An 11,142-nucleotide genomic window follows, 5' to 3' on the forward strand; every position below is an offset into this window, starting at 1 on the left:
TACTACGCGCCCGGCCGGGAGTACCCACACCGCCAGCTCCACATCCGCGCCTGGAGCAACCCCAGCACAGACACGGTCGACGTCGACGCCCACGACGAACCCAGCCCACTCCAGCACCCCCGGGCACACCTCCAAGAAATCGACCCTGGGCAGACCGTGCTCGTCGGTCGTGGGGCGAGCGAGCTCGACCAGAACGTCACCGCCCAGTACGCCTCCCAGCCAGCGGTGGATGCGTTCGTCGACCTCGTCACCGCGAACACGACCCTCGGGGTGAACGCGGACGACCCCGACCCGGGCGGGGCGACGAGCGTCACGCTCGTCGACGAGGCAACGCCGAGCGGGCTCGAATCACTGTTCGGCACTGGTGGCGCCACCGACCCATTCCAGCAGACCGCGTCAGGCATCGAACTCGCCCAGACGTGCTGGACGACCGAAGGCGAGGCCTACGACCGGAGCACCGGGTCTGGGTTGCAGACGACTGACAGTGCCTTCTCCGACGGTGAGGCGGGCTATATCAGTTCGAGTGGGGAGACGCTGGAGTGGGACTTCACGACAGAGCACACCATCCCAGCCGACGATGTCGAGATCTGGGTTCGGTACGGGAACTTCTCGGGGGGCGAGTTCTGCAGTCACACGTTCACGCTTGCCATCGACGGTGGCGGTACTGACGAACTCGAGGACCTCACCAACACAGGCGGTGACATCAGTCTCGGCTGGCGTGACATGGCGAACAGCCCACTCGGTGGGACCGGGTACGATGGCGGTGACCTGCCACCCGGCACGCACACACTCACGGTGGAGGCGACCGGGTCGACAGGCGAGTTGTTCGTCGACGTCATCGCGCCACTTGATGGCCGCTACAACTACACCCTCGACGACGACAACGGCGGCTCGAGTGGGTATCTCGATGGACCGGAACACTACCCCGTGGTGTCGCGGACGACCGCGTCGGCGGGGACGGCGCTGGCGGTGGTCGGCGCGAGTGCAACGACGTCCTGGACGTCGACGGCAGGGGGCCAGCAGCTCGAACTCTCGAATGACTCCGGCGCAACCTATCCCGTCTCGGCGTCGAACACGCAGACTCTGTCGGGGTCGTTCCCGGACGCTAGTGAGAGTATCCAGCTCCGGGCGACCTGGAGCGGGCACGGGACGCGGTCGACAGCAACACCCCAGACGAGCTATCAGACCACGAGCCTGGAGGCCGTCGAGGTCACCATCGACGGCAAGGACATCCCGGTCATCGCCAGACAGCGATACTCGGGCCGCCTCCGGGACGTGCTCGCGGACATCGCGAGTGCGCACGACCTCATCTGGACCGTCGAACACGACAGTACTGGCGAGCAGGTCATCGAGCTCACCCGGCCCGGCCTCCGCCAGTCGAGTGTGTCACTCCCCACGAGCGCGTACACGGTCGAAAAACACTCGAGCCAGGTACTGAAGGCAACCATCGAAGGCGTCGGCCGGGAAGCCTCGACCTCGATCACGGCCAGTCATGGGACCGGCGTCGCGCTGGGGAACGCGCCGGTGATTGCGGGGAGTGAGCGCGTCATCGACCAGAGCACGAGCATGGAGTACGACCACGGCGCGGACTACACGCTGGACTGGGCGACCGGCGAGGTGACGGCACTCGCGACCGGCGCGATCGGGGACGGCGAGACCGTCGATGTCGAGTACCGGTACAAGATCACCGGCAGCTACGAGACGGATTCCTACAGTGGCGACCCGGGGACGGCGATCACGCGGCGGGTCCCTGAGCTCACGAGTGAGCGGGCGTGTGAGACGTTTGCGTATCGGGTCGTCGACGAACTCAAACGTCCGTTGTGGACGGCGAGCGTGGACGTCGTCGACGTCGACACGCGGGTGTCGCTGGTGGATGCGCTCACACTGGACGCCGTCCCCGCCGGCACGCCCCTCGAGGTGTGGAGTCTCGACAACACCCCGACCGGCGTGCGCCTCCAGCTGGGGAGTCGGGACGACATCAGTGAGACGGTTGCGGACCTCCAGTCGACGGTTGGGGCGCTCATGCAGCGGTCGTGAGCGGTGACCAGGTCCAAGTAAAGTAAAGTAGAGTGTGGTGGCAAGGGGGAGTGATGACTCCTGGATTCCCACCGAGGGGGTCCTCCGTCAGTGGATAGGGGGACCACCGGTAGGGCAGCCTCACCCTCGGTTCGGGGAGTCCACACAACCGCGTTCATGAGCACTCCTCCCCACCGCAATAGTTACACGCCTGCTTCTCGAGGACGAGTCCGGTTACTGCGAACACCCGCCGTCGTTACTTCCACATCGACTCCGGTCGGAACACCCGGCGAGACAGTATTGTCCAACCCAGCGCCACCCGGGCGAAGCAACAACCAGATAACCATTACACCGCAACCTGGCACTGTTCAGTACACGAAACCGTTTGAACGGTGGCAGTAGCTTTTACCCGCTTCATCGGTCTCCACAGATTGGTGGAATAATGGGCATACTCAATCACATGCTGCAGCGGAACCCACAAACACAACCATCGGTAGAGCTCTCTACCCAGATCGTCGAGGCGGTCGCGCAGGCGAAAGACGTCGACCCGCTCTCTCTCGACCCGATCATCGAGTCGGTCGACCCGGATGCACTCGACCGACTCTTCGACAACTCGAACCAGGGACTGCAACTCACGTTCGAATACGAAGGATACACGGTGACCGTCGACGGCGACCGACAGATCGACCTCGCTGAATAGAGCTGTTGTCCAGCCGGGGTTTTTCGACGAGCGGTTCTTGCGGCGGTGGAGAATAAGACGGCGCGAATTACTGTTGTTGAAGCTCCCACGTGACTCCGGTCGATTCGGTCGACCCCGTGGACGTCACTCCGGTGTGTCGACCGCGAGTTCCGACTGGCGCGCTGACTCCAGGTACGGTTGCAGCATCTCGGTGTTATCGGCGAGACCGACCTCCCTCGCGTCGTCTCGGTAGGTGATGACTCCGAGTGCTTCGAGCTTCGGAAGGTGAGCGTGGTACAGTTCCGTGCGGACCCGGTCGACAGTGGTCTGTTCGACGGCCTCTGGTGCGGTATCGCCGCTCCAGGCCGCGACCTGGGTGGCGAGGGCGTTGAGGCCAACCGGCGCGTCGTGCTGGTGGAGGTAGTAGAGTACGTACCGGCGGCGTGGGTCAGCCAACGTGGCGAAGGCATCTGTTTCCGTTGCGGAACTGTCCATGCCACGGCTAGGGAGTACCACCGGGTAAACACACCGCCAAACATAATAGGGGGAATTTTCGAAATGCGACTCGGATACGAACCGTGGTCGGGAATTGTGGTTCAGTATTGAACATCTGGAGCGATTTCTCCGAGATTGGTTGGTATAATCAAGCACTCGGCGCTTACTCCTGGTTCGTGGACGGTCCTTCGAGGGCACGGCTGAAAAGATCAGAGTAGACCCTGGGAAGCGCGTACGTCTCTCTACGGACTCGACTGACGCGACCCGAGACGAACGCTCCAGTCAGAAGGCGGTAGGAGGGTGCCGGTCACAGCGACACGCCACTGAAGCCCAGCGAAGGGGCGAGCAAGCCATCTTCAGCGGTCGTGGTGGTGGTGGTGGTGTGGACTGTGTGTGGATTCCCTACCGCGGCTGTACGTTCAGACAGCACACACCTTGTTACCGGGTAACTGCAAGGAGCAGCCCCTTTCTACGAGCACGCGCCACCCGGCTGCAGTCCGTGAATTCAACGCGGAGGGGAGCGCTCGCCGTGGTCGGGAAGCGAAGCGAGGGTCACGTGGACGCGTCAGCAACGGCTCTCGGCCGGCTGTGTTGGAGCGATGGGAACGGTAGGAAGAGGACAGGACGACCGAGCCGGGTAGTCTCGGCCGTTTTGTGCCACGCAGATTCAGGTTCGAGTCCTACTGAGTTGGTTGGTTTCGGAGCTTCCTACCGCACTTGCTAATCGAGAGCCACCAGTATTGTTACCAGCTCGTTTCAAACCCCTGACGGGCTCCCATGGCTGTATGGGAGCCTATACCGCGTGTGTGAGTGCGATACTGATGAGTACGGTACGGCCGTCCCGGTCGCCAGTCACCCGGTAGACTCGCTGGGGGGTACTTCGTCGATGCCTCTGGAGAACTGGCTCTCTGTGTTCGGCGTGGTGTCGTCCGCGTATTCTGGTTTCCGGGCGACGTAGTACGGCCGGCGTTCGAGGTACTGTAGTGGCGACTCCCGCTTGCCGACGTACTCGACGTATTCGAACCCACAGCATTCGAGCTGGCGGTGCTGGCGGCGCGGACTCGAAATGTACGTCGTCACGGCGTACTCCCGGCCGTCAATCTTGTACTGGTCGAAGAGCCGGCGGAGGTTGCCGTTCTCGATGTAGAGGTTCCGCAAGTGCTTCCAGTCGTCGACGAGTGCCGGGAGGTTGTACAGGCAGTTGTGGGTGCTGAACGCGAAGATGCCACCGGGTTCGAGCACCCGATTGATCTCCAGGAGTGCCTCCAGTCGTTGGTCCGCTGGGTAGATGTAGTCGACTCCACAGTACGAATACAGGACGTAGGGGAACGAGTTGTTGGGAAACGGCAGGTCGGTGGCGTCGGCGACCGCCACGTTCACACCTGGGAAGAGTTCCTGGGCGGCACGAATCATCTCGCGACTGCAGTCGACGCCGGTGACGTCGAAGCCTCGCTTGTCGAGTTCGACGGTGGTTCGACCGGCCCCACAGCCGACGTCGAGGACGCGAGCGCCGCGGGTCGTGAAGTACCGGTCGAGGATGTCGCGTTCCGGCTCGAACAGTCCGGTGGTCGCCGCGTTCTCCCGGTACGTCTCGATGGCGTCCGCGCTGGAGTACGCGACCGCGTTTTCGAGGTTCTCAAGGGCTGGAGGGCTGGCCATTCCCTCTGAAAAGACACTGAGATTCCTTAGTTAGCGTACCGTTTTGTAGCTTAGCTGTCAATATGTGGACCGAGGGGATGCGTCCGCCCAATGAGAGCGACTCACGGCTAGTCGGGTCGGCGTTCCTGGTCCCGGCTTCTGTGCTCGGAGGTAGGGGACGGTAGGGGTGGGATTTGAACCGCACGAGACCTCCAGACGGAGGTCCCCGTCGCTAGAGCCAGCCCAAGCTACGAAAGCGACGGTGCTCTTGCCACCGAGCAACCCTACCACGGACCCCGACCACGGCCGTAACGTGGCAGACAGAGCACATTGTTATCCAGCGACCGGCGACAGAACAGGCCCTGGTTTCTCCAGTAATCTGGCGCTTCAGCACGGAGACGTAGCGCCTAGCTGCTGTTGGTGTGCTCGCCCAGCAATCCTGCGTGGGTTCGGTGTTGTACGCCGGGGGTCAGAACCGTGGGAGGCCGACGGTTTTCTCGAAAAGGAAGAGGGATACAACGACGACCACTGGAAACAACGCGAGAATCGCGATTAACACGGCTGTCTGGGTTTTGCTCTCGGGTGTGAGTTGCGGGGTCACAACCGATAGTGACGGGATGTTGGACTGTAAAAGTACCCCGGACACTCGCGTCAGTCGTCGGTGTCGTTGTAGCAGTCGTCGCACACCCGTGGGGTGCCGTCGTGGTCGGGGCGAAGTACGAGCTGGCGGCCTGTCTGAAGGTTCGCGGTTCGACCGCACGCCTCACAGGTGACGACGCGCTCGGCATACCTGTCGAGGAGTTCGTGGAGGCCGCCGTGTCGGTCGGTTGGTTCGACTGGGCCAGGTCGCCGTACTCGCGTCTCGACGACGGTCGCTGTGAACAGTCGCCTGGCGAGCGCCTGGAGGGCTCCTCACCGTACGCCACAGCCCGTGTCAGGTTGCGACGCGTCGACCCAGCTCGACCACCCAAAACGACAACACCACCTCCGACCAATATTAATCGGCGCCATGTTCACAAATTTCGTCGACTGGCTGCTCGCTCGTCCCGACCTCACGGTAACGCTCGCGACTGCCATCGCCACCACCGTGGGCGTCGCCCACCGGTACCGCCGTACCGGCCGGTTCCCACTCGCAAGCCTGCCCTGGCGTGCACTTCGCCGACTCGGCTACATCGCCCACCGGCGCTTCTTCACGTCGCCGAAACCCCCGGCGGAGCACATGGGCACCGTCCACGGCACCCTCGCGGAGGTCCGAACCACCCTCGGCAAGCAGTCCTACGAACCCGGCTGGCTTCTCTCGTACCACTACAGGGGCGAGGACCTCAACACCCGACGCTACTACTACAGCCCCGGCCGCGAGTACCCCCACCGCCAGCTCCACGTCCGCGGCTGGACCACCGACGGCGAATCCATCGACATCGACGCTCACGACGAACCCAGCCCACTCCAGCACCCGAAAGCACACCTCCGAGAGATCGACATCGACGACGCCACCGACTGGGTCACCGACGCCTACAACACTACTGGCCTCGACCCACGCGGGTTTCGGTAGTTCGAACCGCCATAGACGACGGTTCGTGCCGTACCCAGATGCACGATGGCGTCTGAAGACCCGCTCTCTGACCGCCTCGGCGCCGGATGCCGGCGCGGTGGTGGGTCATGCTGCAGCGTCGGTCAGTACGGACTGTGAACGCATCACGTGCGCAGGGCGTCCACCGTGTCCTTCCAGACGCGCCAACCGCCCCACGCAAGTGACCCCGACGCCACGACGCTGGCACCGACGAGGACTGGGTAGGTGTACGGGTACACGCCACACGTACCGGCGTACTCCAGTGTCCCGTCCCGGGTGAGATGGACGGTCTGGCCGATATACTGACACGCCCAGTAGGGTGGGTGTAGAATCGAGAGGGCGTTACTCCACGCCGAGTAGGCGAAGACGCTCCCGGTGAGGAGGAGCATCGCGGTCGTGAGCGGTCTCGTTCGCACGTCGCCTGTATCCAGTGGCGTTGACATATGTCTTCTGGACGGGCGTTCTCGGACGATTGCGGTGGTCAGTTAGCACGACCACCGACAGCCCGTCCCGCGCTGAAATCCATCACCTGGGGGAAGGGGTGTATCGCACCTGCAGATTTATGTTTACAGACGAGAAAGTTCCCCCGGATGTCCCCGCAGAGACAAGCGGTCGTCCTCGTCGTCATCGGCGTGCTCCTGCTGACGAACCCCTTCTGGTTGTTTCCTCACGAGGGAGAAGTCCAGTACACGTACGACCGGTCCGAGATCCTCGTCGAGGACGGGACCCTCTCGTATTCCGGCGCATCCGAGACCGAGTTCGCGGAGGAGAACAGCCTCAACGCCGTCGGCTGCCAGCTTCGCCATGGTTTCACCGAACAGCCTCGCGCCTGTGCCTTCGACGCGTATCTGGTGGATCACGGACCGGTAGCGGACACACGATACTATCTACATGATATACAACCCGATTTCGTGCGTATCGGCGATGCGTACTACAGACGGACTCACACCCGGAACGAGACGGCAGAAGATGTACACGTGATGCACGACGTCGAACGGGTCACCCCCCGGACCGTCCTGGCCGAATCCGCTCTCCTGAACATCTCTGACTACTCGCGTCCGGTGCCCGACTTCGACGGATGGGGGGACCGTGGAGTAGAGTTCCGTGTCGCCATCACCGGCGACGCCGTGACCACGTTCGAAGACCTCGGCGAGGACAATCTCGGTAACGTATATCGACAGAACGATTCGTACTACACTGTAGTCGTAACCAGCGAGAGGTACGCCGATGGCGGCCCCGACTTCCTCCGGTACGACGGATATCGATATCTGCTGATGGGGGTGGGGCTCGTCCCTATCGCGATGGTTCTGTCACGTCGTGCGGAAGAACGAGACTGAAGGGGGACAGACCTCTCGACGCCAATCTCCTCCCCACGTTCGCCCGACGAAGGGAGTTTCGACTGCGCTACCGTGACCGGAACAGCGACGATAACGACGGAGACGACGACAGAACTGCTCGGCGACCACCTTCGAGGGCTGGTCGAGGCAATCCGCACCGGGGCGGTCGTGGTCGTAGAGGATTACGCGTCGGATGTCGTCCGGAGGAGTCTGGAGTCGGGTGGTGATACGGCGTCCCGTGGTCTGTCGCGGCCGTTCTACGTCGTCACCCGCCCCCGCCCGCGACGCCGCTGCCGATCGCCGCGCCGCAGTCGTTGCAAGCGACGACGTAGAATCGCTTGGAGGACCTGAACAGTCCCCCCATCTTCGCGTCGAGGTCGACGAACTCGACGTCCGTTTCGTCGGTTATCTCTCCGTCACATTCGGGGCAGTGTACCATGCCACTGGAAGTGGTCGGAGTTCTGGTAAATGCTTTCTGTCTGGTCGGCCAGTCCGTGACCCACGGTGCGTGCCACACGCAGTCCGACACGGTATGGACGTCACCCCCGGCCATCTGTCAGAACAAGATTCATACCGGCTCGGTCGAAACGCGAACACGATGGATACCGACGAACTCCTTCACTCTATCCGGCGGTGGCTCATCACCGCCACGTTCCTGCTCGCTATCCTCGTCCACTATCAGGCGTCGGGTTCGTACGCCGACGCAGGCCCTGACGGATGGAACGAGCTGGTCCAACTGGTCGCCTTCGGCGTCGCCCTCGTCGCGGCACTGTGGCTGTGGCACTCGTTCAGGGGCCCGTCCGATGCCGGCGACCGGCCGACCCAGACGCAGGCCACGGACGCGCAGTCGAACACGGGCGAATAGCTGTCACTCGGTCCGGGGGTCGAGGGCGTCCCGGAGCGCGTCGCCCACGATGGAACAGGCGACCACCGTCCCCGTCAGTGCGACGACCGGGAAGACGACCGGCCACCACACCTCGGGGAAGTACGCGAACGACCCGTGCAGCCCGCTGGCGATGGTCTCGCCCCACGAGACCACCATGATGTCGTTCAGGTTCATGTAGGAGATCGCGGCCTCGACGAGGATGATGACCGGAACCTTCCGGGTGAGGCCGGTGAGGACGGCGTTCGAGACGTTCGGGACGACGTGTCGACCGAGGATGGAGAGGTCGGACGCGCCGGCGCTCTTTGCGGCCCGCACGTAGCCCGCCTGTCGGCGCTGGACCGCCTCCGAGCGCACGAGGCGGGCCAGACCGCCCCACGACAGCAGGCCGAACACCAGCACGAACAGGAACAGCGACCGCCCCCAGTACGAGAGTACGATGTAGGCGACGAACGCCGGAACGGTCTGCTGGACGTCGACGTAGCCCATCAGCGCCGAGTCGACGCGGTCGCCGACGTACCCCGCGACGCTCCCGACGAGCGTCGCGACGGGGACGATTATCGTCGCCGTGATGAGCGACACCTTGACGGCGACGTGAGCGCCGGAGACGAGCAGGTCCCACATGTCGTACCCGAAGGGGTCCGTACCGAGCGGGTACTGCATCGTCCCGTAGCAGCTGGTCCGGGTCTCGGGCCCGACACATGGAGACGCGTGCTGGGGGGGCCCGCTGAAGAAGACCGGTGGCTGGTGAGAGTGACTTAGGTTGACCGACGGCGACCAGAGGAACGGTCCGAACAGGCCGACGAGGAAGACGACGAGGAGGTAGCAGAGGCTCACCAGTGCGACCGGCCGTGCCCGGAGTTCGAGCCAGATACGCCTCCGGAGCGTCTCGTCCACGGCCAGCGGCCAGACGACGTAACAGGCGAAGGTCAGGAGCGAGAGGACGAACAGCCAGTCGAGCCGGGTCAGGTCCCACGTCATCGGCGTCACGAGGAAGACCCCCAGGTCGACGGTCGGACCGACGGCGATGAACGTCGGCCGCGACCCGACGACGAAGACGTCGTACAGGTACGTGAGGGCGACGAGTCCTACGCCGATGGCGTACGCGAGGGTCCGCGTGCCCGGTCGGGTCCGACCGCCGGCGAGTGCGTCCCAGTCCACGTCCTCGAACGTCTGGCCGGTCTCCCTCATGTCGTCACCGACCCGTGAACCGGACTCGTTCGGTCGTTCGATGCTCGCACGTCCCGTATCCACGACCGACCCTCCTAAAACTCTACCAGTATGTCAAACGGTCACTTGAACAACCGTCTGCTATAACAGTACGTTCGTCTATTCCCAAACGATGACTCCACGAACGAGGCGACGGACGGGTGGCCGGTCGTGAGCCGTGCCGGCTTCCTCGCCCGCCGGTTCGTGGTCGCGGTCGCGTCTGCCTACGCGGTCATGACCGTCGCGTTCGCCGTCGTCGCGACGATGCCGGACCCCAACCTGGGCTGGTTGAGTCGGAGCAAGACCACGGACCAGGTCGGGGCCATCAACGCCGTCCGGGAGGCGAAGAACCTGAACGACCCGCTCCACGAACGCTACCTCTCGTGGCTCGTCGACGTGACGACGCTCGACTGGGGTCGGTCGGTCGGCCAGTTCGGAGGTGGTGGCCCCCCAGTGACCGACCTCCTCGCGGAGACGATTCCAGTCACGCTGGCGTACGTCGTGCCCGCCGTCGTCGCCTCCTTCGCCGTCGCGCTGGTCGTCGGGTCCTACGCGGCTCTCAACCCCCACTCGCGCCTGGCGAGTGCCGTGTCCTCGGTCGGGTACGTCGGTCTCGGCATCCCGAACTTCTTCCTCGCGGAAGTCGTCTTGCTCGCGGCGGTCGAGGAGTTCGGCTGGATTCCCCTCGGGTTCTCCAGGGGCGTGTCGCTGACCGACCCTGGAACGCTCGTCCCCTACCTGGTTCCGGCCGCCGTGTTGACGACGACGCTCGCCGCCGGCCAGTTGCGCTACGTCCGGGCGGAGGCCGCCCAGTACTTCGGGGAGGAGTTCGTCACGCTCGTTCGTGCGAAGGGTGCGAGCGACGTGCGCGTGCTCCGTCACGTCCTCCGAAACGCGGCGCTCCCGTTGCTATCGCTCTTCGTCGCGGACCTCGTCAGCACGCTGGTCGTCCAGGTGTACGTAATCGAGTTCGTCTTCAACATCCCCGGACTCGGGGCCCTCGGCCTGCAGGCCATCTCCGACCGCGACATGCCACTCATCCTCGGGACGACGATGGTCGTCGCCTACGTCGGCATCGCGGGCAACTTCTTTCAGGACGTGGTCTACACCTGGCTGGACCCCCGCACCGAGGCCGAGTAGGCCGGAAAGCACGGCGAAAGGACAGGTTCTTTACCGGCGTGGCTGTGAGTCTTCCATAATACCCATGTCCGACAAACCGGCGTCGATGTACCGGGAGATCTCCAAACCCGCGTACACGCGACGTGAGTACATCACCGGCATCCCCGGTTCGAAGATCGCACAGCACAAGATGGGC

12 protein-coding genes, 1 tRNA gene and 1 pseudogene are annotated in these 11,142 nt (G+C 63.8%); 7 read left to right on the plus strand and 7 right to left on the minus strand.

The window, feature by feature from the left end; genetic code table 11:
- Positions 1-2,037: hypothetical protein (locus ACSC1W_RS20795; RefSeq protein ID WP_435349762.1), on the plus strand; the 2,037-nt coding region annotated here is incomplete at its 5' end.
- 421 nt (positions 2,038-2,458) lie between these two features.
- Positions 2,459-2,716: a HalOD1 output domain-containing protein gene (locus ACSC1W_RS20800; protein ID WP_435349763.1), complete on the plus strand. Its 258-nt coding sequence runs from the start codon at positions 2,459-2,461 to the stop codon at positions 2,714-2,716.
- A gap of 123 nt (positions 2,717-2,839) precedes the next feature.
- On the opposite strand, the gene ACSC1W_RS20805 is transcribed toward ACSC1W_RS20800, so the two are convergent.
- The 4 genes from ACSC1W_RS20805 to ACSC1W_RS20820 all read right to left on the minus strand — a co-directional run bounded on the left by ACSC1W_RS20805 (position 2,840) and on the right by ACSC1W_RS20820 (position 5,429).
- On the minus strand, positions 2,840-3,190 hold the full coding sequence (locus ACSC1W_RS20805; protein WP_435349764.1) for a DUF7344 domain-containing protein: 351 nt from the start codon (positions 3,188-3,190) through the stop codon (positions 2,840-2,842).
- 852 nt (positions 3,191-4,042) lie between these two features.
- The gene (locus ACSC1W_RS20810) at positions 4,043-4,849 is read right to left on the minus strand and encodes a class I SAM-dependent methyltransferase (RefSeq protein WP_435349765.1); all 807 of its coding nucleotides are present in this window, start codon (positions 4,847-4,849) and stop codon (positions 4,043-4,045) included.
- Positions 4,850-5,007: 158 nt separating this feature from the next.
- Positions 5,008-5,117 (minus strand) — tRNA-Glu (locus ACSC1W_RS20815).
- A 180-nt stretch (positions 5,118-5,297) separates the two neighbouring features.
- A complete protein-coding gene (locus ACSC1W_RS20820) occupies positions 5,298-5,429 on the minus strand; it encodes a hypothetical protein (RefSeq protein ID WP_435349766.1) in 132 nt (43 codons plus the stop codon).
- Between the two features lie 408 nt (positions 5,430-5,837).
- On the opposite strand from ACSC1W_RS20820, the gene ACSC1W_RS20825 reads away from it, so the two are divergent.
- On the plus strand, positions 5,838-6,380 hold the full coding sequence (locus tag ACSC1W_RS20825; RefSeq protein WP_435349767.1) for a hypothetical protein: 543 nt from the start codon (positions 5,838-5,840) through the stop codon (positions 6,378-6,380).
- Positions 6,381-6,523: 143 nt separating this feature from the next.
- Here the strand turns inward: ACSC1W_RS20825 and ACSC1W_RS20830 are convergent, their stop codons facing one another.
- Positions 6,524-6,814 carry a hypothetical protein gene (locus tag ACSC1W_RS20830; RefSeq protein WP_435349768.1) on the minus strand — a complete coding sequence of 97 codons (291 nt, stop codon included), beginning with the start codon at positions 6,812-6,814 and terminating at the stop codon, positions 6,524-6,526.
- 174 nt (positions 6,815-6,988) lie between these two features.
- On the opposite strand from ACSC1W_RS20830, the gene ACSC1W_RS20835 reads away from it, so the two are divergent.
- Complete coding sequence (locus tag ACSC1W_RS20835; RefSeq protein WP_435349769.1) at positions 6,989-7,735, plus strand: hypothetical protein; 747 nt, start codon at positions 6,989-6,991, stop codon at positions 7,733-7,735.
- 265 nt (positions 7,736-8,000) lie between these two features.
- Here ACSC1W_RS20835 and ACSC1W_RS20840 read toward each other — a convergent pair whose 3' ends face one another.
- Positions 8,001-8,174, minus strand: a complete 174-nt coding sequence (locus ACSC1W_RS20840; RefSeq protein WP_435349770.1) for a hypothetical protein — start codon at positions 8,172-8,174, stop codon at positions 8,001-8,003.
- A 159-nt stretch (positions 8,175-8,333) separates the two neighbouring features.
- On the opposite strand from ACSC1W_RS20840, the gene ACSC1W_RS20845 reads away from it, so the two are divergent.
- Positions 8,334-8,600, plus strand: coding sequence for a hypothetical protein (locus tag ACSC1W_RS20845; protein WP_435349771.1), 267 nt, complete (start codon positions 8,334-8,336; stop codon positions 8,598-8,600).
- A 3-nt stretch (positions 8,601-8,603) separates the two neighbouring features.
- Here the strand turns inward: ACSC1W_RS20845 and ACSC1W_RS20850 are convergent, their stop codons facing one another.
- Positions 8,604-9,872, minus strand: a complete 1,269-nt coding sequence (locus ACSC1W_RS20850; protein WP_435349772.1) for an ABC transporter permease — start codon at positions 9,870-9,872, stop codon at positions 8,604-8,606.
- A 126-nt stretch (positions 9,873-9,998) separates the two neighbouring features.
- Between ACSC1W_RS20850 and ACSC1W_RS20855 the strand changes: the two genes are divergently transcribed.
- Together ACSC1W_RS20855 and rpl10e are read left to right on the plus strand one after the other, a co-directional pair.
- Complete coding sequence (locus ACSC1W_RS20855) at positions 9,999-10,967, plus strand: ABC transporter permease (protein WP_435349773.1); 969 nt, start codon at positions 9,999-10,001, stop codon at positions 10,965-10,967.
- A 64-nt stretch (positions 10,968-11,031) separates the two neighbouring features.
- Positions 11,032-11,142 (plus strand): annotated as a pseudogene (gene rpl10e / locus ACSC1W_RS20860) (50S ribosomal protein L16); the annotation flags it as partial.

Origin of the sequence: Haloarchaeobius marinus (assembly GCF_051207415.1) — an archaeon.
In the GTDB taxonomy this organism is placed as follows: Archaea; Halobacteriota; Halobacteria; order Halobacteriales; family Natrialbaceae; genus Haloarchaeobius.

Excerpts from the sequence above, each read along its gene's own strand:
- ACSC1W_RS20810 (WP_435349765.1), bottom strand. The coding sequence starts at position 4,849 with ATGGCCAGCCCTCCAGCCCTTGAGAACCTCGAAAACGCGGTCGCGTAC.
- ACSC1W_RS20800 (WP_435349763.1), top strand. The coding sequence starts at position 2,459 with ATGGGCATACTCAATCACATGCTGCAGCGGAACCCACAAACACAACCA.
- ACSC1W_RS20845 (WP_435349771.1), top strand. The coding sequence starts at position 8,334 with ATGGATACCGACGAACTCCTTCACTCTATCCGGCGGTGGCTCATCACC.
- ACSC1W_RS20835 (WP_435349769.1), top strand. The coding sequence starts at position 6,989 with ATGTCCCCGCAGAGACAAGCGGTCGTCCTCGTCGTCATCGGCGTGCTC.
- ACSC1W_RS20825 (WP_435349767.1), top strand. The coding sequence starts at position 5,838 with ATGTTCACAAATTTCGTCGACTGGCTGCTCGCTCGTCCCGACCTCACG.
- ACSC1W_RS20840 (WP_435349770.1), bottom strand. The coding sequence starts at position 8,174 with ATGGTACACTGCCCCGAATGTGACGGAGAGATAACCGACGAAACGGAC.
- ACSC1W_RS20805 (WP_435349764.1), bottom strand. The coding sequence starts at position 3,190 with ATGGACAGTTCCGCAACGGAAACAGATGCCTTCGCCACGTTGGCTGAC.